Genomic DNA, 21,796 nt, shown 5'->3' on the forward strand with positions numbered 1-21,796 from the left:
CCGCGCCTTTCGAAAAAACCAGCATACCGGCGTGCGGGCGGCGCCATTATGGCAAAGCCCGTGTGAAACCCACAAGCTTTTGCCGCGCGTGAATGCCTTCCGCCGTGCCGGATCAGAATTCTTCCAGGAAGCGCATCCGGAACCGGCGGCCCTTGATGTTGCTGTTGGAGATCCGGGAGAACGCCTGCTTGGCGATCTGGCGGTCCAGCGCCACATACGACGTGAATTCGGTGATGTTGATCTTGCCGACCTGCTCGAACGTCAGGCCGCCGTCGCCGGTCAGCGCGCCCAGCAGGTCGCCAGGGCGCAGCTTGTCCTTCTTGCCGCCCTGGATGCTCAGCGTGATCATGGGCGCGCGCAACGGGCGGTCCGCCTTGGGGCGCAGCGATTTGAGGTCGCCCCATTTCAGCGGCGAGCCCTGGTATTGCTCGATCAGGGTGGCCCAGCGCATTTCCTCGGGCGAACACAGGCTGAGCGCCAGCCCCTTCTGGTCGCCCCGGCCGCTGCGGCCGATGCGGTGAACGTGGACCTCGGTGTCCTTGGTGACGTCCACGTTGATGACGGCGCCCAGGTTCTGGATGTCCAGCCCGCGCGCGGCCACATCGGTGGCCACCAGCACGGCGCAGCTCTGGTTGGCAAACTGGATCAGGATTTCGTCGCGCTCGCGCTGCTCCAGGTCGCCATTGAGCGCCTGGGCGCTGATGCCCTCGGCTTGCAGGCGTTCCACCAGGTCATGGCTGCGGATCTTGGTGTTGCAGAAAGCCAGCGTGGAGGCGGGACGGAAATGCGCCAGCAGCTTGGCCACCGCGTCCAGGCGTTCGCCTTCGTCGATCTCGTAGAAGATCTGCTCGATGCGGCTGGCGTCGTGTTGCGCCTCGACCTTGACCTCGGCGGGATTGCGCAGGAAACGCGCGCTGAGCTTGCGGATGTTGTCGGGATAGGTGGCCGAAAACAGCAGCGTCTGGCGCTTGGCGGGGCAGTGCGAGGCAATGGCGACGATGTCGTCATAAAAGCCCATGTCCACCATCCGGTCCGCTTCGTCCAGGACCAGCGTGTTCAGGCCCGACAGATCCAGGCTGCCGCGCTCCAGGTGGTCCTGGATGCGGCCGGGCGTGCCGACCACAAGGTGCGTGCCGCGGGCCAGCGACTCGGCCTGCGGCCGCGCCGCGGCGCCGCCGCACAGCGTCAGGATCTTCACATTGGGAATCAGGCGCGCCAGCCGCCGCAGCTCTTGCGCGACCTGGTCGGCCAGTTCGCGGGTGGGGCAGACCACCAGTCCTTGCGGAACCAGGCGATTCACGTCCAGGTTCTGAAGCACGCCCAGCCCGAACGCCGCCGTCTTGCCGCTGCCGGTCTTGGCCTGGGCGATCACGTCGCGCCGGTCCAGGATGAGCGGCAGCGCCTGCGCCTGGATCGGCGTCATCTGTTCGAAACCCAGGGTTTTCAGGTTTTCGAGCAGCGGGGGAAGGAGGGGAAGGGTGGAGAAGGCGGTGTCGGTCACGGGGGGCGGATCCGGTCAGGGATCGGAGAAAAGCTGAGTTGGGCGTAGTGTAAAGCCTGAGTGGGTATGATCTACCGACGGGTTGGCCGGCTGCGGGGCGGGTCTGTCCCGATCATCAACGCCAACTGACGTCAGGGTGGATCATGTTCGACAAGTTCAAGGCGCTGTCCGAAGGCGCGGCCGTCAAGGCGCGCGCGCTGACCAGCCGCACGGCGGGAGCGCTGGAAAATTCAAAAGCCCAGTTGGGCGATGCCGCCGCGAATGCGCGGGCCAAGGGCCTGGCGCTGGCAGGCGCCACGGCGGTGAAAGGCCGCGAGCTGGCCGGGGCCACCGCGGAAAAGGGCCGCGAACTGGCGGGCGCGACCGCCGAAAAGGGCAGCGCGCTGGTGGACCAGCATTGGCAGACCATCGAACGCGTGACGGTAGACGGCTTGCTCAGCGTCTCGGCCGAAAAGCTCAAGGACGACGCGATGGTCAAGGACGTGCTGGAGCGCGCCTACGAGGCGCTGCCGACCGTGGTGCGGCTCGTCCTGCCGCGCGACCGGTATCTGGAAATCGTCATTCAGAAAAAGCAGCCGCTGCTGGCCAAGATCGAAGGCGCGAGAAACCGCCGCCAGGAGCGGGCGCAGGCCGGCGCGGCCAGGAAGGACCCGGACGCGTGAATCGTCCGGACTAGACGGGCGCCTCGTAAGTTCCCGCCAACGCCCGGGCGGCTTCCTGCATGCGCGGCAGCCACGCCCGCGCGCCGTCGATCGACAGCCTTGCCACCGGCGCATGCAGCGCCACCGCCGCAATGGCGCGCGATCCATGCAGGATGGGCACCGCCATGCAGACGATGCCCAGCAGGAATTCCTCGCGGTCGAAGCTGGCGCCTTCTTTCTTGATGGTCCGCAGTTCTTCTTCCAGCGCCGCCGCGTCGCAGAGCGTGTTCGGCGTATAGCGCGGCAACTGGGCCGCCGCCAGCATGCGCTGGCGGGTTTCGCGGCGCATGTACGCCAGGAACAGCTTGCCGCTTGCCGAACAATGCAGCGGCACGCGCGAGCCCGATTGCAGATTGACGCGCAGCGGCCAGGCGGTTTCCACCCGATCCAGGTAGATGACCTCGTCGCCGTCGAGCATGGTGCAGTTGCAGGTCTCGCCGATTTCGTCGACCAGGCTGTCCAGGATGCGGTGGCGCTCGCCGCGTAGCGGTGAATTGAGCAAGGTGTCGCGCGCCAGCGCCCCAAGACGCGGGCCGCTGACGTAGCTTTTGCCGGCCGGTTCGCGCAGCAGCATGCCGGCGTCGACCAGGCGCGACAGGATGCGCAGGACGGACGGTTTGGGCAGGCCGGTGGCCTCGGTCAGTTCGGCCAGCGAGACGGGCTGGGACGAACGGGCAACCTGTTCCAGCAGCGTCAGCGCGCGCAGGGCGGCGGAGGATTCGTCTTTCATCTTTCAATAATTGAAGAATTGGCGATCGGCTGCCCATCGTCGCACAGAAAATGCAGAAAATGGAACGCCCGGGGGTGGGAAGGGAGGGATTTCTGGCGCAGTATCGAATCACACCGGCCAACTAGCAATCGGACGAGCGCCGGCATGCCAGGAGAGAGACCATGAGCAGCAAGCAACACATGACCCCCAGCGAAGCGTTTGTCGAAACGCTGGTCGCGCAGGGCGTCAAGGATGTTTTCGGCATCGTCGGTTCGGCCTTCATGGATGCGCTGGACCTGTTTCCCGCGGCCGGCATCCGCTTCGTGCCGACGGTGCACGAACAGGGCGCGGCGCACATGGCCGACGGCTATTCGCGCGTGACCGGCCGGCACGGCGTGTGCATTGCACAAAACGGCCCCGGCATCACCAACTTCGTGACGGGCGTGGCGGCGGCCTATTGGGCGCACAGCCCGGTGGTGGCGATCACGCCCGAGACCGGCACGTCGGGCATGGGGCTGGGCGGCTTCCAGGAGACCGAGCAGCTGCCGATCTTCTCGCGCATCACGAAGTACCAGGCGCACGTGAACCGCCCGGATCGCATGGCCGAGTTCACGGCCAAGGCGTTCGACAATGCGATGGCCGAACGCGGCCCCGCGCAGCTGAACATTCCGCGCGACTATTTCTACGGCGAAATCGACGTGGCCATCCCCGAGCCGCGCCGCATCCGGCGCGGGCCGGGCTCCGAAGAGGACCTGGAAGCCGCGGCGCGCCTGCTGGCCGAGGCCAGGTTCCCGGTCATCGTGGCGGGCGGCGGCGTGTTGTTCTCGGACGGGCAGGCGGAATGCGTGGCGCTGGCCGAGCTCTTGGGGGCGCCGGTGGTGACCAGCTATCTGCACAACGACGCGTTCCCGGCCAGCCATCCGCTGTGGTGCGGCCCGCTGGGCTACCAGGGCGCCAAGGCCGGCATGAAGCTCTTGTCGCAGGCGGACGTGGTGCTGGCGCTGGGCACCCGGCTGGGACCCTTCGGCACGCTGCCGCAACACGGGCTGGAATACTGGCCGCAGAATGCCCGCATCATCCAGGTCGACGCCGACCATCGCATGCTGGGCCTGGTGCGTCCGGTGTCCGTGGGCATCTGCGGCGACGCCAAGCCGGCGGCCGCCGCGCTGACGGCCAAGCTGCAGGGGCGCGACGTGGCCTGCGTGCGGACCAAGGATCAGCGCGCCAGCGAGATCTCTGCCCAGAAGGCCGAGTGGGAACAGGAACTGGACAGCTGGTCGCACGAGCGCGACGACTGGAGCCTGGACATCATCGAGCAGGGCGGCGGGCGCATGCACCCGCGCCGCATGCTGCGCGAGCTTGAGCGCGCGATGCCCAAGCACGTGATGGTCTCCACCGATATCGGCAACATCTGCTCGGTGTCCAACAGCTACCTGCGTTTCGACGAGCCCAACTCCATGCTGGCGGCGATGAGCTTCGGCAACTGCGGTTACGCGCTGCCGGCGTTGATCGGCGCCAAGCTTGGCCGGCCCGACCGCCCGGCGGTGGCGTATGTGGGCGATGGCGCCTGGTGCATGAGCTTCCAGGAATTGCTGACCTGCGTGCGCGAGCAGATCCCGGTGACCGCGGTGGTGTTCCACAACGGCCAGTGGGGCGCCGAGAAAAAGAACCAGGTCGACTTCTATGGGCGCCGCTTCGTGGGCAGCAACCTGCGCAATCCCAACTTCTCGGAATTGGCGCGCGCCATGGGGGCCGAAGGCATCCGCGTGGAACACGCCGACCAGGTCGGCGCCGCGCTGCAGGCCGCGTGCCAGGCGCAGCTTGAAGGCAAGACCACCGTGCTGGAAATGATGGTCAGCCAGGAGCTGGGCGATCCGTTCCGCCGGGATGCGCTCAAGCAGCCGGTGCGGTTCCTGGACAAGTACCGCAAGTACGTGAACCAGCCGTTCCAGGCCGGCGAGGTGCCGCTGTCGATCGAGCCGGTGGGACGCTGACCGGCGCGCCCGGCGCGGGCAGGGGCAGGCCGTCACGCCCTGGCTCCGCGCCGGTCAATCACCCGGCCGCCGCACGCGCGGCCGCGGCAGGAGCGAAGACATGGCATTCGACCGTTTGTTCGAGCCGCTGCGCGTTGCCGCGCTGGCGGCGGGGCGGCTGCGCACCGCGGTGGCGTATCCGCTGTGCCCCGTCAGCCTGCGCGCCGCCGTAGAGGCGAGCGAGGCAGGCTACATCGAGCCCGTGCTGGTCGGGCCCGCGGACCGCATGGCCACGCTGATGGCGCAGGAAGGCATACGCGCGGGTTCCATGGCAATCGTCGACACGCCAGACGATGAGCTTGCGGCCGCACGCGCGGCCGCGGCGCTGGCGCGTGACGGCGCGGTCCGCATGCTGATGAAGGGCAGCCTGCACACCGATCACTTCATGTCGGCGGTGGTGACGCGCGAATCGGGCCTGCGCACGGGCCGGCGCATCAGCCACGCGTTCGTGATGGCGGTGGCGGCCTACCCGAAGCTGCTGATCCTGACCGACGCGGCCGTCAACATCGCGCCCACCTTGCAGGAAAAGGCGGACATCGCGCAGAACGCCATTGATCTGGCGCGCGCCCTCGGCGTGGAACGGCCCAAGGTTGCGGTGCTGTGCGCCACCGAATCGGTCAACCCGGCGATGCCGGCCACGCTGGATGCGGCCGCGCTGTCCAAGATGGCGGACCGCCAGCAGATCCGGGACGGCGATATCGATGGGCCGCTGGCCTTCGACAACGCCATCTCGCGCGAGGCCGCCGACCAGAAAGGCATCGTGTCGCGCGTGGCAGGCGACGCCGACATCTTGCTGGTGCCCGACATCGAGGCAGGCAACATGCTCTACAAGGAGCTCACGTGGCTGGCGGGCGCCGGCGCGGCGGGCCTGGTGCTGGGCACGCGGGTGCCGGTGCTGTTGACGAGCCGGTCCGATTCGATGGAAGCGCGGGTGAACAGTTGCGCCGTCGCGGCGCTGCACGCGCACGCCATCGGCCGGTGACCGCGGGCAAGCCTGGCACCACCAAGTCTGGCGGTTTGGTACTAAGCGTGCATCCGGGGGATGACTACGCTAGACCGCAAGCCATCCATGAATGGTTCATGCCACAACATCAAAGGGGTAGCACATGCGCAGCGCAAGACTAGGCCTGGCCACGATTCTGTCGGTGTTTGCATTGGCGGGGGGCGCTAGAGCGGCTGACGCGCCCAAGGCCGGCGGCACGCTGGTCATCGGATCCACGCAGGTGCCGCGGCACCTGAACGGCGCGGTTCAATCGGGAACGGCCACCGCGCTGCCCAGCGCGCAGCTCTTTGCCAGCCCGCTGCGCTACGACGCCGACTGGAACCCGCAACCCTACCTGGCTGAGTCGTGGGAACTGGCGCCGGACGGCAAGTCGCTGACGCTGCACCTGCGCGGCGACGCGATCTTTCATGACGGCAAACCGGTGACGTCCGAGGACGTGGCGTTCTCGATCATGGCGGTCAAGCAGAACCATCCCTTCCAGACGATGTTCGCGCCCGTCGAAAGCGTGGACACGCCGGACGCGCGCACCGCCGTGCTGCGCATGAGCAAGCCGCATCCGGCAATCCTGCTGGCGCTGTCGCCAGCGCTGATGCCGGTGCTGCCCAAGCACATCTACGGCGATGGCCAGGACCTGAAGAACCATCCCCGCAACTCGGCGAACGTGGTAGGCTCGGGCCCGTTCGTCTTCAAGGAATTCAAGCCGGGACAGGAGATCGTGCTGGAACGGTTCGACAAGTTCTTCTTGAAGGGCAAGCCGCTGCTGGACCGCGTGGTGGTCAAGATCAACCCCGACGCCACCAATCTGCTGATCGGGCTGGAGCGCGGCGACATCGGCGCGCTGCCGTTCATGACCGAGCCGACCATCCTGCGGCGCGCCAAGGACAATCCGTCCATCGTCATGACGAGCAAGGGCTATGAAGGCATCGGCGCGCTCAGCTGGCTGGCGTTCAACACGGCGCGCAAGCCGCTGGACGACGTGCGGGTGCGCCAGGCCATCGCCTACGCGACGGACAAGGGCTTCATCACGAAGGCGCTGAATGCGGGCTTTGCCGCGCCGGCGCATGGCCCGATCGTGGGCACCAGCCCCTTTGCCAGCGACGACGTGAAGAAGTATCCGCTGGACTTGAAGCGCGCCGAACAGCTGCTGGACGAGGCCGGGTTCAAGAAGGACGGCAAGGGCGAGCGCATGACGCTCACGGTGGACTACATGCCGGGCAGCGACGTGCAGGGCAAGAACGTCGCCGAGTACCTGCGCAGCCAGTTGAAGAAAGTGGGCATCAACGTGCAGGTGCGCGCGTCGCCGGACTTTCCGACGTGGGCCAAGCGCATCGCCGGCAAGGATTTCGACATGACCACCGACATCGTCTTCAACTGGGGCGATCCGGTCATCGGCGTGCACCGCACGTATATGTCGTCCAACATCCGCGACATCATCTGGACCAACACGCAGTCCTACAAGAATCCGAAGGTCGATGCGCTGCTGGAGCAGGCGGGCACCGAGACCGACGCGGACAAGCGCCGCGCGCTGTACGCGGAGTTCCAGCGCCTGGTCACCGAGGACGTGCCCATCGACTTCCTGACCGTCATTCCGTACCACACGCTCTCGTCCAAGAAGGTGCAGGGCCTGCCGTCCGGCATATGGGGACTTCTGTCGCCGCTGGATGAAACGTCCGTGCAGTAGCGGGAGCCGTCATGCTGCGATATCTCTCGCGCCGCCTGGCCTACGCCGCGATCCTGCTGCTGGCCGTGGTGACGCTGAACTTCCTGCTCATCCACATTTCGCCGGGCGACCCCGTGGAGACCATCGCGGGGTCCATGGGGGGCATCAGCGAAGACCTGCGCGCCCAGCTGCGCGCGCAGTACGGGCTGGACAAACCGTTCCTCGCGCAGCTTGGCATCTATCTGGGCCAGGTCGTGCGCGGGGACCTGGGGTATTCCTACTTCTTCAACGTGCCGGTCGCCCAATTGATCTGGGACCGCGTGCCGGCCACGCTGCTGCTGGTGGTGACGTCGGTGACCGTGGCGTTCCTGACGGGCACGCTGCTGGGCACGCTGGCCGCCCGAAAGCCCAACGGCCTGCTGTCGCAGGGCATCACGCTGCTGTCGGTCGTGGGCTATTCGGCGCCCGTGTTCTGGACCGGCATCATCCTCATCATCCTGTTCGCCTCGGTGCTGCCGATCTTTCCGGTGTCGGACATGCGGTCGGCGGGCGGCCCGGAGGACGGCTGGGCGGGTGTGCTGGACGTGCTGCATCACCTGGTGCTGCCCGCGTTCACGCTGGCCTTCGTGTACCTGGCGCAATACAGCCGGCTGGCGCGCGCCAGCGTCATGGACGCGCTGTCGGCCGACTACATCCGCACCGCGCGCGCCAAAGGCCTGCCGGAGAACACGGTGCTGTACAAGCACGCGCTGCGCAACGGCGTGCTGCCGGTGGTGACCATGCTGGGGCTGCAGTTCGGCAACGTGCTGGCCGGGGCGATTCTTGTGGAGACCGTCTTCAATTGGCCGGGGCTGGGACGCCTGGCCTTCGATTCCGTGCTGCGCCGTGATTATCCGACGCTGCTGGGCATCCTGCTCTTTGCCTCGTTGCTGGTCGTGGTGATGAACCAGCTTACCGATCTGGCGTACCGCCTGATCGATCCCCGGATCAAGACATCATGAGACCCGCACCCATCGCGCTGCCCGGGCAGGCCCGCGCCGACGCCCGTCCCAAACCGCCGCCCCGGCCGTCGTACGAGGCGCTGCGCGTGTTCGCGCGCAACCCCAGCGCGCTGGCCGGCGTGCTGCTGCTGGCGGCGATCCTGGCGGTCACGATCTTCGGCCCGATGGTGATGCAGGCCGATCCCTTCGAGATCGCCGCCGCGCCGATGGAACCGCCTGGTGGCGAACTGCTGCTGGGGTCCGACTACCTGGGCCGCGACGTGCTGACCGGCATGATCTACGGCGGCCGCGCAACGCTGCTGGTGGGCGTGGTGGCGGCGGTGCTGTCCATGGCGATCGGCATCACCGTCGGCGCGCTGGCGGGCTATTACGGCGGCTGGGTCGACGAAACCCTCATGCGCATCACGGAATTCTTCCAGGTGCTGCCCACCTTGCTCTTTGCGATGGTGCTGGTGACCCTCTTTAGCCCGTCGCTGGCCACCATCGCAGTCGCCATCGGCGTGGTCAGCTGGACGGGAACCGCGCGGCTGGCCCGCGGCGAGTTCCTGCGGTTAAAGCGCCGCGAATACGTGCTGGCCGAGCGCGTGATCGGCGCAGGGGACGCCCGCATCATCTGGCGCGTCATCCTGCCCAACGCGCTGGCGCCGCTGATCGTGTCGGCCACGCTGGCCATCGGCACGGCGATCCTGTTCGAGGCAGGGTTGTCGTTCCTGGGCCTGGGCGACCCCAACGTGATGAGCTGGGGCCTGATGATCGGCAGCAACCGGCCCTACATCCTGACCGCGTGGTGGGCGGTGACCTTGCCGGGCGCGGCCATCTTCCTGACCGTGCTGGCCGTCAGCCTGATCGGCGATGGCTTGAACGATGCGCTCAATCCGACGTCGCGGGGCCGGGCATGAACGCGGCCGACCTGACTCCCGTGCTGCAAGTGGACGGCCTGAGCCTGGAATTCCGCACGCGCGGCCGCGCGGCCGAAGTGCTGAGCGACGTGAGCTTTGACCTGCGTCCCGGCGAAACGCTGTGCCTGGTCGGCGAGTCCGGCTGCGGCAAGAGCATGACGGCGCTGGCGATCATGCGCCTCATCCCGCCGCTGGCCCGCATCGGCGCGGGGCACGTGCGCCTGCGCGGCGCGGACCTTGCCATGCACGACGACGAGGCCATGCGCCGGGTGCGCGGCAACAACATTTCGATGATCTTCCAGGAGCCCATGACCGCGCTCAATCCGGTCTACACCGTGGGCGACCAGATCGGCGAGCCGTTGCGCCAGCACCAGGGGCTTTCCAAGCGCCAGGCGCGCGAGCGCGCCATCGAGATGCTCAAGTCGGTGGGCATCCCGCTGCCCGAGCGGCGTGTGGACGACTATCCGCACCAGCTGTCCGGCGGCATGCGGCAGCGGGTCATGATCGCCATTGCGCTGGCCTGCGACCCGGACGTGCTCATCGCCGACGAGCCCACGACCGCGCTGGACGTGACGGTGCAGGCGCAGATCTTCGACCTGTTGCGCGAGCAGCAGGCGCGCCGCGGCACCGCCGTGCTGCTGATCACGCATGACATGGGCGCGGTGTCGGAGATGGCGGACCGCGTGGTGGTGATGTATGGCGGGCGCGTGGTGGAGCAGGGCAGCGTCGGCCAGATCCTGGCCCAGCCCCGCCATCCGTACACGCAGGGCCTGATCGCCTGCCTGCCGGAACTGGATCGCGAGCCCGGCGACGACCGGCCTGATCTGCCTGAAATTCCCGGCGTGGTGCCTTCCGTCTGGGAGCGCGGCGCCGGCTGCCCCTTCGTTGACCGCTGCAAGCACGCGATGGCGCGGTGCAGCCGCGAGTTTCCGCCCATGACGCTGCTGGACGGCGGCCAGGGCGTGTCCTGTTGGCTGTATCCGGAGGCATCGCAATGAGTCAGTCGCACGCGTCGTCCCTGCTGTCCGTGCGAGACCTGTCGGTGCATTTCCCGGTGGGCGGGCGCGGGCGCGATGGCAAGCCGGTGGTCGTTCGGGCGGTGGACGGCGTGTCGTTCGAGCTTGAGCGCGGCCGCACCCTGGCCATCGTGGGCGAGTCCGGTTCGGGCAAGACCACCACGGCGCTGTCGGTGCTGCGCCTGGCGGACCCCACGGGCGGCAGCATCCATTTCGACGGCAACGACCTGACCGCGATGCGCGGCGCTGCGCTGCGGCGCATGCGGCGCCGGTTGCAGCTGGTGTTCCAGGATCCTTATTCATCGCTCAACCCGCGCCAGCGCGCCGAGGACATCGTGCGCACGCCGCTGGACCTGATGGGGATCGAACCGCCGGGCGGGCGCGAGGCGCGTGTGGCGTTGATGTTTGAACTGGTGGGCTTGCGGCCCGAACAGCGCCAGCTGTTTCCGCACCAGTTCTCGGGCGGGCAGCGCCAGCGGCTGAACATCGCGCGGGCGCTGGCCAGCGCGCCGGACCTGATCGTCTGCGACGAGCCCGTGTCCGCGCTGGATATCGCCATCCGCGCGCAGATCCTGAACCTGCTGCGCCGGATCCAGCGCGAGCAGGGGCAATCGTTTCTCTTCATCTCGCACGACATGGCGGTGGTGGAGCACGTGTGCGACGACATCGCCGTCATGTATCTGGGCAAGATCATCGAACGGGCCTCGCGACGCGCGTTTTTCTCGCGGCCGCTGCATCCGTACAGCGTGGCGTTGATGTCCGCCGTGCCCACCGTGAAGGGCGGGCGCGAGACGGCGGCGCGGCGGGTCAAGCTGGCCGGCGATCCGCCCAGCCCGGTCAACCCGCCGCCTGGCTGCCGCTTCGCGGGCCGCTGTCCGGCCGCTCAGGCGCTGTGCTCGACCCGGGAACCCGCCTTGCGCGAGGTTGCCCCGGCGCATCACGTGGCCTGCCATTTCGTCGAGACGCGCGGCGGCGTGACGGTGTCGCCGTTGCAGGGCTGATGCGCGCGTGCCGATATTTCCCGACTGACAAGGAATCCCGATGAAACAGCCTTCCGGCGCCACGACCCTCTACGTCGCGCGAACCATCCTCACCATGAACCCCGCGCAGCCGCGCGCGACCCACGTGGCCGTGCGCGATGGCCGCATTCTGGGCGTGGGAACGCGGGAGGATCTGGCCGGCTGGGGGCCGGCGCAGGTCGACGACCGGTACGCGGACAGCGTGCTGATGCCGGGCCTGGTCGAAGGCCATTGCCATCTGCCCGAGGGCGGCATGTGGAAGTTCGTCTACGTGGGCTTTTATGACCGGCGCGGCCCCGACGGCAAGCTGTGGCAAGGCCTGAAAAGCTTTGCGGACGTGGCGGCGCGGCTGCGCGATGCCGAGCGGTCGCTCGCACAGGGCGAGACGCTGATCGGCTGGGGTTTCGATCCCATCTTCTTTGGCGGCGACCGCATGAGCATCCATGACCTGGATGCGGTATCGGCCGAGCGCCCCGTGGTCGTGATGCACGCCAGCATGCACCTCATGAACGTCAATTCGCCCATGTTGGCGCGCGCCGGTATTGACCGCGATACCGACATCGAAGGCGTGACCCGGCTGGCGGACGGGCGGCCCAGCGGTGAACTCTGCGAGTTTGCGGCGATGTTTCCCGTCATGCGGCTGATCGGCAGCCCGTTCCGCACGGTGGGGCTGACCGAAGAAGGGCTGCGGATGTTCGGCAAGGTGGCGCAGTGGGCGGGGGTGACCACCGCGACGGACCTGGTCAACGAGCTGAACGACGAAGGATTGGCGACGCTGGCGCGGGTGACGGCGGAATCCGGCTATCCCGTGCGCATCGTGCCCGCGGCGTCGGCGCTGACCTACGCGGGCAACGCGGCTGGCTGCCTGGAAAAGCTGGCGGCGGCCCGCCGCCTGAACCACGCCAAGCTGCATCTGGGCATGGTCAAGCTGGTGGTGGACGGATCCATTCAGGGCTTCACGGCGCGGGTGCGCTGGCCCGGCTATTACAACGGCGCGCCCAACGGCATCTGGGTCATCGCGCCGTCGGAGCTGGATGCGATGGTGCAGACCTACCACGACGCCGGCGCGCAACTGCACATCCACACCAACGGCGACGAAGCCACGCAGCTGGCCATCGAGGCCGTGGACCGCGCGCTTCGGCGCACGCCGCGGCGCGACCACCGCCACACGCTGCAGCACTGCCAGATGGCCGACGCGGCCCAGTTCCGGCAGATGGCCAGCCTGGGCATGTGCGTGAACCTCTTTGCCAACCACATCTACTACTGGGGCGACGCCCACTATGCGCTGACAATGGGCCCGGACCGCGCCAACCGCATGGACGCTTGCGCGTCGGCGGCGCGGGCGGGCGTGCCCTACGCCATCCATTCCGACGCGCCCATCACGCCGCTCGGGCCGCTCTTTACGGCCTGGTGCGCCGTGAACCGGCAGACGGCCTCGGGTCGCGTGCTGGGCGAGTCCGAGCGCATCGGCGTCGATGCGGCGCTGCATGCCATCACGCTGGGCGCCGCATATACCTTGCACATGGACCATCTGGTCGGTTCGATCGAGGTCGGCAAATACGCGGACTTCTGCGTGCTGGCCGACGATCCGTCCGCTGCGGCGCCGCAGTCGCTGAAGGACCTGAAGGTGCTGGGCACGGTCATCGGCGGGCGTCCGCTGCCGCTGGAGGCGTGACATGGCGCGTATTCCGTTGACAGTCGTCGGCGGCTTCCTGGGCGCGGGCAAGACCACCTTGCTCAATCATGTGCTGACCGCCAGCCCACGCCGCGCGGCGGTGCTGGTCAACGACTTCGGTCCGGTCGACATCGACGCCAGCCTTGTCGCAGGGCGCGCCGACAACGTCATCCGGCTGTCCAATGGCTGCGTCTGCTGCTCGATGGCAGGCGGACTGGACGATGCGCTGGCCCGCGTGCTGGCGCTTGATCCGTTGCCCGAGTGGATCGTCATCGAGGCGAGCGGCGTGTCCGATCCGGGGCGCATTGCGCAGGTCGGCATGGCCGACCCCCTGTTGCAGCTGGAAGCCGTGGTGGTGCTGGCCGATGCAGGCGCGATCCGCGACGTGGCGGCCGATCCGCTGCTGGCCGACACGGTGCTGCGGCAGCTGCGCGCGGCCGATCTGCTGGTGCTGAACAAAACGGATCTGGCGGCGCCGGCTGAGCTGGCGGCGGTGCTTGACTGGCTGCGCGAGGCGAGCGGCGGGGCGCCTGTGGTGCAGACGCGCGAGGGAAAGTTGGACCTGCGGCTGCTTGGGGGCGGGGATGGCGTAACGGCGGCCAGGCACGCGGATGACGAGGCGCACGCCTGCGGACACGGCGAGGGGCAGACCGCTGCCGCCGACTGCGGCCACGGCGGCGCCGTCGACACCGGACACAACCGCCGGCGCGATGCGCCGCCCGATCCCGACCATCCGTTCCACAGCTGGCTGTGGCGCGCACCCGCGCTTGTCGATGCCGACATGCTGGGCGAGCGCCTGAAGCAGCTGCCGCGCCACGTGCTGCGGGCCAAGGGGTGGGTGTGCACCGGCCGGCATGGCTGGGTGCTGGTGCAGTTTGCGGGACGGCGCGTGCGCTTTGACACGCAGGCGCCCCTGCCGGCAGGGCAGCGCGAGCCGTCGCTGGTGGTGATCGGCATGCGCGGCGTCACGGACATGCCGGCCATCGCGGCGCGGCTGGACGGGGCGGCGCTGCCTGGCGCCGACAGCGCGCCGGAACCGTCGTGGGCCGAGCCGCTGCGCTAGTTCTGGTGCAAGCGATTCCCCGGGTCTGGTCCTACCCCCGTGCATGGCCCGCACGTACCTTGAGGGTTCAGCGTGGACGCATCTCGCGCCGCGCCAGAGAAGGAGGGTAGGCAATGCAAAAGTCCGTCACCGTGGAAATGCTGGCCGAGTTTGCGGCCGCCTGGAACCGGCACGATATCGACGCCTTGATGTCGTTCATGAGCGAAGACTGCGTGTTCGAGACCGTGGGCGGCCCGGAGCAATACGGCAGCCGTCACGCGGGTCCGGAGGCGGTGCGCGCGGCCTTTGCCGCGGCCTGGAAGAACTTTCCGGACGCGCAATGGGAAAACGGACGGCACTGGGTGGCCGGCGACCGCGGCGTTTCCGAGTCCACGTTTTGCGGCACGGCGGCGGACGGCTCGCGGGTGCAGGCCGACATGGTCGACGTGTTCACCTTCAAGGACGGCAAGATCCAGGTGAAGAACGCCTTTCGCAAGCAGCGTCCGGCCTTGCCGGCAAAGGCCTAGATTCCGTCATGGATACGCAAATGTCGGTCGGCGTTCCCCGCCCGGCGCCCGCGTCCGGCGCCGCCCTCAACGCCTACAACCCGGCCTACGATCCGCTGGTGTCCCCGCCCGGCCAGGGCCAGGACTACGCGCCGACTTACTGGGTGGCGACAGCCGGCGCGCCGCCCGAGGACGATGGGCCGATCAACGGCGATGTGGACGCCGACGTGGTGATCGTCGGTTCGGGCTTCACCGGGTTGTCGGCCGCGCTGGCGCTGGCGCGCGACTTCGGCGTGAAGGCGGTCGTGCTGGAAGCCAACCGCGCGGTCTGGGGCTGCACCAGCCGCAATGGCGGACAGGGCCAGAACGCGTCCGGACGCCTGTACCGCTCGCAGTGGATCGAACGCTGGGGTCTGGACACGGCCAAGCGCCTGGACGCCGAGATCCGCGAAGGATTCGAGTACTGGAAGAGCCTGGTGGCGCAGGTCGATTGCGATGCGCAACCCGGCGGCCACCTGTACACGGCGCATCGCCAGAAGAAAATGGCCTTCCTGCAAAACGAAGCGCGCGTGATGCGCGATGTTTTCGGCTACGACACCAGGATGCTAAGCAGCGCGGAACTGCGCGAACGTTACGTCGACGACCGCGAGGCCGTGGGCGCCATGCACGAGCCGGATGGCGTCGGCGTGCATCCGCTCAAGCTGGCGTACGGCTATCTGCGGCAGGCGCGGGCGCTGGGCGTGCGCATTCATCCGTCCAGCCCTGTGCTGGGCTGGCACGTGGAAAACGGCGTGTACCGGCTGCAGACCCCCGGCGGCACGGTGCGCGCCCGCCGTGTGGCGTTTGCCACCGGCGGCTACACCGCGCAGGGCGTGAACCGGCTGCTGGACAATCGCATCATGCCGGTGCTGTCCAACTCCATGGTCACGCGCGAGCTCTCGCCGGCCGAACGCGAGGCGGCGGGACTGAAGAGCACGGTGTTCATCACCGACACGCGCACGCTGCGCTTTTACTACCGGCTGCTGCCCGACGGCCGCATGCAGATCGGCAGCCGCAGCGCGCTGCGCGGCGCGGACGCCGAGAACCCCCGGCACCTGGCGCTCCTGCGCGAAGGCCTGGCGCGCAAGTTCCCCGCGCTGCGCGGCGTGGACGTGGCCTACTCGTGGTGGGGCTGGGTGGACGTCAGCCACGACATGATGCCGCGCGTGACGCAGCCCGATCCCGCGCAGCAGGTGTATTACGCCTTCGGCTACGGCGGCAACGGCGTGGCCTTCTCGGCCCACGCCGGCAGGCGGCTGGCGCAACGCATGATGGGCAAGGACGGCATTGCGTGGAACCTGCCGATCTACGACACGCCGTTGCCAGGGCACCTGTTCGCGCCCTTCCGCCGCATCGGACAGGGGTTGCTTTATCGCTGGTACTACCTGCGTGACGAACTGCTCTGATTGTGCGAAGGCGTCAGAGGCCAGCAGATGAGGCAGGTGTCTGACACCCTCTGAGACGGCATCGCAGGATGAAGGCGCCCTCACCAGGGTGTCAGACACCGTCAAGCACGAGAAGCCCGTAGCTGAGGCAGGTGTCTGACACCCTCTGAGACGGCATCGCAGGATGGAGGCGCCCTCACCAGGGTGTCAGACACCGTCAAGCACGAGAAGCCCGTAGCTGAGGCAGGTGTCTGACACCCTCTGAGACGGCATCGCAGGATGAAGGCGCTCTCACCAGGGTGTCAGACACCGTCAAGCACGAGATCCTGCGCCGCGCGGCGCTGTGCGTCGACCACTTTGGCCAACCGGGCGATGCCCGGCTCGATGTGCTCGGGGCGGATCGAAGTGAAGCCCACGCGCAGGAAGTTGCGGGGCGCGTTTGCGCCATCCATGAAGAACACGTCGCCCGGCTCGACCACCACGCCTTCGGCCAGCGCGGCTTCGGACAGCGCCACGGCATTGAGCCACGGCGGGCCTTGCAGCCAGCAGGACGATGATCCCGTGATGGGGATGGCCGTGAAGTCCGGCAGGTGCCGCGCCAGCGCCTGGGCCAGTTCGGCGCCGCGTTTCTGGTAAGCCTGCGACTGGCGCCGCAGCAGCGAATGGTGGTGCCCCAGCGAGATGAACAGCGAGAACGCGCGCTGGATATACGCCGACGGGTGGCGCAGCATCAGGCGGCGCAGCGCGCGCAGTTCGGCCGCCAGCTCGCGCGGCGCGACGATGTAGCCGATGCGCAGCCCCGGCGCGAACGACTTGGCAAGGCTTCCCACATAGATCACGCGCCCGTCGCGGTCCAGGCTCTTTAACGCGGGGATCGCGCCTTCGCCCCAGCGGCTTTCGCTTTCGAAGTCGTCTTCGATGATGAGGCTGTCGGCCTGCCGCGCCAGCGCCAGAAGGGCCGCGCGACGCTCCATCGACAGCGTGACGGTGGTGGGGCACTGATGGCCGGGCGTGACGAACAGGTAGTCGCATCCCAGCAGCTGCGTGCCGGTGCGCAGACCCTGTTCGTCCACGGGTAGCGGCAGCAGGTGGCGGGTGTGGCTGGCAAAGATATTGCGCGCGTCCGGATAGCCCGGGTCTTCCATGCCGACCACCGTGTCTTCGTTTACCAGCAGATCGGCAAGCAGATAAAGCGCGTGCTGCGCGCCAACCGTGATGACGATCTCTTCGGCGTCCGCCCACACGCCGCGGCGCGGCAGCACCTGCGTGCGGATCTGTTCGATGAGCGCCGGGTCGTCGTGCGTGATGAGGTCTGGCGCCCAACTGCGGATATCCAGCACCGACAGCGCCTTGATGCAGCACTCGCGCCATTCGGCGGTGGGGAACAGGTCCTGGTCGAACTGGCCGTAGACAAAAGGGTAGGGCTGCTTTTGCCAGTCGCGCGGCTTGGTGATGTTGCGTTGCCGCGTGGGGCGAAAGCGCAGGCGTTCGTCCCAGCGCACGCCGCCGGCGTGGGCGGGTTGCGCGGGCGTGGCGTCGGCGGCGGGGCCCGAGTGGCCCTCCATGACGGTATCGCTGACGAAATGGCCGCTGCGTTCGCGCGAGACAAGATAGCCTTCGCACACCAGCTGCTGGTACGCAAACACGACGGTGTTGCGTGCGATGCGCAACTGGTCTGCCAGGTAGCGGCTGGAAGGCACGGGCATGCCGGGCGGCAGGTGGCCGCTCAGGATCGCCGACACCAGCATCTGGCGCACGCGCCCCTGCAGGCTGAGGTTCGGCGCGCTGGCTTTTTCGAACAGGCGTTCCCACAACACAGGCTTGAGCATCGAGGCCTGGCTGGACATGGCTGGCTCCTTTTGACTCTCGGCACGGCCGGGCGCGGCGCTGCGGCGCCCGGTGGGTCCGAGTCTCAGAATAAAGGAGCCGGATGGGGGAAGGAATGCGGGATTGCCCTGTTAGATGCGTCCCTTCCACGGGATGGCGAAACGTTCAAGGTAGCGCACCAGCAGGTCGAACGCGAAGGCAAAAAGGCCGATCACGATGATGCCCATGATGACCGTGTCGCTTGCCAGGAACTGCGCGGCGTTCAGCACCATGAAGCCCAGGCCCCGGTCGGCCGCCACCATTTCGGCGGCCACCAGCGTCGTCCAGCCCACGCCGATGCCGATGCGCATGCCCGTGAAGATCTCGGGCATCGCCGCCTTCAGGATCACGTGCCAGACGATCTGGCGGCTGGTCCCGCCCATGGCGTAGGCCGCGTGGATCTGTTCGATGGACACCGAGCGCACCCCCGCGCGCGCGGCGATCGCCATGGGCGCGAAGATCGCCAGATAGATCAAGAGGATCTTCGGAAACTCGCCGATGCCGAACCAGATGATGATGAGCGGCAGGTAGGCCAGTGGCGGCAGCGGCCGGTAGAACTCGATGGGCGGGTCGAAGACGCCGCGCGCGTACCGGTTCACGCCCATCAGGATGCCGACCGGGATCGCGGTTACGCACGCCAGGAAGAACGCGCCGAACACGCGGCCCAGGCTGGCAAGCGCATGCTCGGTCAGCGTGGAGTTGGCCACGCCCTCGGTCATGGCGAAGACGAACTTGTCGTACACGGCAATGGGCGAGGGCAGGAACAGCGGCCGCACCCAGCCGGCGCTGGTGACCAGGAACCACAGCGCGATCAGCGCCAGGCTGGTCAGGAGGCTGATGTGGCCGCTGTAGCCCGCGCCCGGCGCGCCGTAGACCTTGCCCGGCGCGGCGGGCGTGTGGCCGGTGCGCCGCTTAGGCATGGAGGGCGTGCGGGGCGGCGGCGCGCTCGTCCCCGTAGATGATGCCGAGGACTTGTTCGCGCATGGCGATGAAGTCGGGACTGGATTTGATGCCACGGCCATCGCGGGTCTCCAGGTAGCGCCGGTTGAACGCCGGCTCGAACGTGTGCGTGATCCGGCCCGGGCGCGGCGACATGACGATCAGCCGCGATCCCAAAAAGAGCGCTTCTTCCACGCTGTGGGTGATGAAGAAAAACATCTTGTTGGTCTGCCGCCAGATGTCCAGCAGCAGTTCCTGGATGGTTTCCCGGGTCAGCGCGTCCAGCGCTGCCATGGGCTCGTCCATCAGCAGCATGGCGGGGTCGCAGGTCAGCGCGCGCGCAATGCCCACGCGCTGCTGCATGCCGCCCGACAGCTGGTAGATCATGTGGCGGTGAAAATCCTGCAGGCCCACCAGTTCCAGATTTCGGCGGGCGCGGGCGCGGCGGGTCTCCTTGTCCACGCCTTGCAGCTTCAGGCCGAACTCGGTGTTTTCCAGCACGTTCAGCCACGGCAGCAGCGCGTGCTTCTGGAATACCACGCCGCGGTCCGCGCCCGGGCCGACGATGGGCTTGCCGCCCAGCGTGATCTCGCCCTCGGTTGGCGACAGGAATCCCGCCAGCAGGCTGAGCAAGGTGGTCTTGCCGCAGCCCGACGCGCCGAGTGCGACGACGAATTCGCCCGGCTGGATCGTCAGGTTGACGTCGTGCAGCGCGATCACCGGGCCGCTGTCGTGCAGGCCGGGGTAGGTGACGCTGACGCCTTCGGCGCACAGGCGCTGCGCGGCGGATGTGGACTGCTGCATGGTCATGCTGCTCCCCCTGGTCGTTGTGGCGGGGCCGGCGGCTGCCGGGTCCGCCCTGTCGCGGCGGCCGGCGCCGGGGTGGCGCCGTGCCGGGCGGGGTGATTACTTGGCCGCCGCCTTCGCGTACTGGTCGGTGACGAACGGGCTGTAGTCGTCCAGCGCCTTGTCGATCTGCTTCTGGTCCTTCAGGAACTTGGCGCTGGCCGCGAAGGCGCGCGCCGCGCCCGAGTCCTTGCCGCCGCCGAGCCAGGTCTTGGACGCCTGCTCTTCCACGGTCGGGAACACTAGCAGGCCAAGCGCCTCGACGATGTCTTCCGGCTTGCCGCCAATGAGCTTGACGATGCCCTTGACCTGCGGCGAGTCGGCCGTCCACTTGGCGCTGTTGGCGCGGTAGTCGGCATACGACTTGGCCAGCACGCCGGTAAAGGCAGCCATGAACTTCGGATTCTTCTGCGCCCAGGCCTTATCCACGACGATGCCGTCGAACGTGGGCACGCTGGCCGCGCCGATCTGTTCGGAGTCGGCGATGATCTTGCCGGTCTTGGCGATCTCGGTCAGGGCGGGCGGCCACACGTAGGCGGCGTCGATGTCGCCACGCTGCCAGGCGGCCACGATCTGCGGCGGCTGCATGTTCAGGATGCGCACGTCGCGGGGCGGCACCTTCCAGACCTGCTCAAGCCCGACCAGCAGGTGAAAGTGCGACGTCGACACGAACGGCGTCGCGACGCGCTTGCCTTTCAGGTCGGCCGTGCTGTTGATGCCGGAACCGTTGCGCGCCACCAGCGCTTCGGATTTGCCGATGTTGTCCAGGATCCAGAAGAGCTGCATGTCCACGCCGCGCGTGGCGGCCGAGGTGATGCCCGTGGAACCCAGCACGCCCACCGGCACGTTGCCGGAGGCCAGCGCGGTCGAGATGTCGCCGCCCGAGGTGAACTGGCGCCAGTCCACCTGGTAGCCGGCCTCTTTGAGGGCCTTGTCGAAACTGCCGTCCGCGATCGAGGACAGGAAAGGCCCGACGATGAGCTGATAGCCCACCACGAGTTTGGTCTGCGCGTAGGCGGGCGCAGCCAGTAGCGCGGCGGCCAGGCCGGCCAGGGTGCAGCGGCGAATCAGGCGGTATATCGCGTTCATGGAGATCTCCGGGAGAGAACGGCCGCGCCCCGGCGCGACCGGCTTGCTGGTGCCAGTTTGCCCGGATGGGACCAGAACGCTAGGGCCAGATGTCCGGATCAGTAGGAGCCAAAAGCGGCCGGGCCCGCCGGCTGCGCCGGCAATGCCCGAACGGGCATCGTCGTCGCAGCGGGCGGGCCCGCGATATGCGCCAAAAGGATGAGGGACGTGGCAGTGACTGCACGCCGGGTGTCTGACACCCTGCAGAGCGCGCCGTCAGATTACGGCCGTGCCCCAAGGGTGTCAGACACCCTCCCGGAAAGCCGGGTCAGCGAATCAGGCTGAGAAACTCCGCACGCGTGGACGGGTTTTCATGGAATTCGCCCAGCATCACCGAGGTGACCATGGACGAATTCTGCTTTTCGACGCCGCGCATCATCATGCACATGTGCTGGGCCTCGATGACGACGGCCACGCCGGCCGCGCCGGTGACGCGTTGCACGGCTTCAGCGACCTGGCGGCTGAGGTTTTCCTGAATCTGCAGGCGGCGCGCATACATTTCGACGATGCGCGCGACCTTGGATAGGCCCAGGACCTTGCCGGCCGGCAGGTAGGCGACGTGCGCCTTGCCGATGAAGGGCAGCATGTGGTGTTCGCACAGCGAGTACAGCTCGATGTTCTTGACCAGGACGATCTCGCGCGTGTCCGAGGTGAACAAGGCGCCGTTGACGATCTCTTCCAGGTTCTGGTCGTAGCCCCGGCACAGGTGACGCATGGCCTTGGCCGCGCGGGCGGGCGTGTCGGCCAGCCCCTCGCGGGACGGATCTTCCCCTAGTGCTTCGAGAATGGCGGTGTAGTGCTTTTCCAATGACATGGGGACTCCTGGCG

The 21,796-nt window shown here is 67.9% G+C and carries 19 protein-coding genes; 12 read left to right on the forward strand and 7 right to left on the reverse strand.

Annotated elements, in window-relative coordinates; genetic code table 11:
- Positions 1–112: 112 nt before the first annotated feature.
- Positions 113–1,501, reverse strand: a complete 1,389-nt coding sequence (gene dbpA / locus LN047_RS11745; RefSeq protein ID WP_056316905.1) for an ATP-dependent RNA helicase DbpA — start codon at positions 1,499–1,501, stop codon at positions 113–115.
- A gap of 143 nt (positions 1,502–1,644) precedes the next feature.
- Here dbpA and LN047_RS11750 point away from each other — a divergent pair, with 143 nt between their 5' ends.
- Positions 1,645–2,163, forward strand: coding sequence for a hypothetical protein (locus LN047_RS11750; protein WP_253853882.1), 519 nt, complete (start codon positions 1,645–1,647; stop codon positions 2,161–2,163).
- Between the two features lie 10 nt (positions 2,164–2,173).
- Here the strand turns inward: LN047_RS11750 and LN047_RS11755 are convergent, their stop codons facing one another.
- On the reverse strand, positions 2,174–2,932 hold the full coding sequence (locus LN047_RS11755) for an IclR family transcriptional regulator (protein WP_062841342.1): 759 nt from the start codon (positions 2,930–2,932) through the stop codon (positions 2,174–2,176).
- A 161-nt stretch (positions 2,933–3,093) separates the two neighbouring features.
- On the opposite strand from LN047_RS11755, the gene xsc reads away from it, so the two are divergent.
- From xsc to LN047_RS11810, 11 genes are all read left to right on the forward strand, one after another.
- Complete coding sequence (xsc, locus tag LN047_RS11760) at positions 3,094–4,905, forward strand: sulfoacetaldehyde acetyltransferase (protein ID WP_175211488.1); 1,812 nt, start codon at positions 3,094–3,096, stop codon at positions 4,903–4,905.
- Positions 4,906–5,005: 100 nt separating this feature from the next.
- Positions 5,006–5,926 carry a bifunctional enoyl-CoA hydratase/phosphate acetyltransferase gene (locus tag LN047_RS11765; protein WP_373981819.1) on the forward strand — a complete coding sequence of 307 codons (921 nt, stop codon included), beginning with the start codon at positions 5,006–5,008 and terminating at the stop codon, positions 5,924–5,926.
- 124 nt (positions 5,927–6,050) lie between these two features.
- On the forward strand, positions 6,051–7,628 hold the full coding sequence (locus LN047_RS11770; RefSeq protein ID WP_373981820.1) for an ABC transporter substrate-binding protein: 1,578 nt from the start codon (positions 6,051–6,053) through the stop codon (positions 7,626–7,628).
- An 11-nt stretch (positions 7,629–7,639) separates the two neighbouring features.
- Positions 7,640–8,608, forward strand: coding sequence for an ABC transporter permease (locus LN047_RS11775; protein ID WP_056316920.1), 969 nt, complete (start codon positions 7,640–7,642; stop codon positions 8,606–8,608).
- Positions 8,605–9,507: an ABC transporter permease gene (locus LN047_RS11780; RefSeq protein WP_373981821.1), complete on the forward strand. Its 903-nt coding sequence runs from the start codon at positions 8,605–8,607 to the stop codon at positions 9,505–9,507. Before LN047_RS11775 ends, LN047_RS11780 begins: the two co-directional genes overlap by 4 nt.
- Positions 9,504–10,505 (forward strand): ABC transporter ATP-binding protein, encoded by a 1,002-nt coding sequence (locus LN047_RS11785; RefSeq protein ID WP_056316924.1) that lies wholly within the window; start codon positions 9,504–9,506, stop codon positions 10,503–10,505. The genes LN047_RS11780 and LN047_RS11785 overlap by 4 nt, the downstream gene beginning before the upstream one ends.
- Entirely contained in the window at positions 10,502–11,524 is a 1,023-nt protein-coding gene (locus tag LN047_RS11790) for an ABC transporter ATP-binding protein (protein ID WP_373981822.1), read from the forward strand. The genes LN047_RS11785 and LN047_RS11790 overlap by 4 nt, the downstream gene beginning before the upstream one ends.
- 40 nt (positions 11,525–11,564) lie before the next feature.
- Positions 11,565–13,217 (forward strand): amidohydrolase, encoded by a 1,653-nt coding sequence (locus LN047_RS11795; RefSeq protein ID WP_373981823.1) that lies wholly within the window; start codon positions 11,565–11,567, stop codon positions 13,215–13,217.
- Between the two features lies 1 nt (position 13,218).
- Positions 13,219–14,280: a GTP-binding protein gene (locus tag LN047_RS11800; RefSeq protein ID WP_373981824.1), complete on the forward strand. Its 1,062-nt coding sequence runs from the start codon at positions 13,219–13,221 to the stop codon at positions 14,278–14,280.
- 113 nt (positions 14,281–14,393) lie between these two features.
- Entirely contained in the window at positions 14,394–14,786 is a 393-nt protein-coding gene (locus LN047_RS11805) for a nuclear transport factor 2 family protein (RefSeq protein ID WP_142055635.1), read from the forward strand.
- An 8-nt stretch (positions 14,787–14,794) separates the two neighbouring features.
- The gene (locus LN047_RS11810; protein WP_373981825.1) at positions 14,795–16,210 is read left to right on the forward strand and encodes an NAD(P)/FAD-dependent oxidoreductase; all 1,416 of its coding nucleotides are present in this window, start codon (positions 14,795–14,797) and stop codon (positions 16,208–16,210) included.
- A gap of 281 nt (positions 16,211–16,491) precedes the next feature.
- On the opposite strand, the gene LN047_RS11815 is transcribed toward LN047_RS11810, so the two are convergent.
- The 5 genes from LN047_RS11815 to folE all read right to left on the reverse strand — a co-directional run bounded on the left by LN047_RS11815 (position 16,492) and on the right by folE (position 21,782).
- Complete coding sequence (locus LN047_RS11815; protein ID WP_373981826.1) at positions 16,492–18,036, reverse strand: PLP-dependent aminotransferase family protein; 1,545 nt, start codon at positions 18,034–18,036, stop codon at positions 16,492–16,494.
- 111 nt (positions 18,037–18,147) lie between these two features.
- Positions 18,148–18,975, reverse strand: coding sequence for an ABC transporter permease subunit (locus LN047_RS11820; RefSeq protein ID WP_373981827.1), 828 nt, complete (start codon positions 18,973–18,975; stop codon positions 18,148–18,150).
- A complete protein-coding gene (locus tag LN047_RS11825) occupies positions 18,968–19,804 on the reverse strand; it encodes a taurine ABC transporter ATP-binding protein (RefSeq protein WP_056316948.1) in 837 nt (278 codons plus the stop codon). The genes LN047_RS11820 and LN047_RS11825 overlap by 8 nt, the downstream gene beginning before the upstream one ends.
- Before the next feature lie 96 nt (positions 19,805–19,900).
- A complete protein-coding gene (tauA, locus tag LN047_RS11830; protein WP_128828207.1) occupies positions 19,901–20,929 on the reverse strand; it encodes a taurine ABC transporter substrate-binding protein in 1,029 nt (342 codons plus the stop codon).
- A 307-nt stretch (positions 20,930–21,236) separates the two neighbouring features.
- On the reverse strand, positions 21,237–21,782 hold the full coding sequence (folE, locus tag LN047_RS11835) for a GTP cyclohydrolase I FolE (RefSeq protein WP_175157242.1): 546 nt from the start codon (positions 21,780–21,782) through the stop codon (positions 21,237–21,239).
- Between the last annotated feature and the right edge of the window lie 14 nt (positions 21,783–21,796).

The organism is Achromobacter sp. JD417 (assembly GCF_041879325.1).
Classification (GTDB): Bacteria; Pseudomonadota; Gammaproteobacteria; order Burkholderiales; family Burkholderiaceae_B; genus Achromobacter; species Achromobacter mucicolens.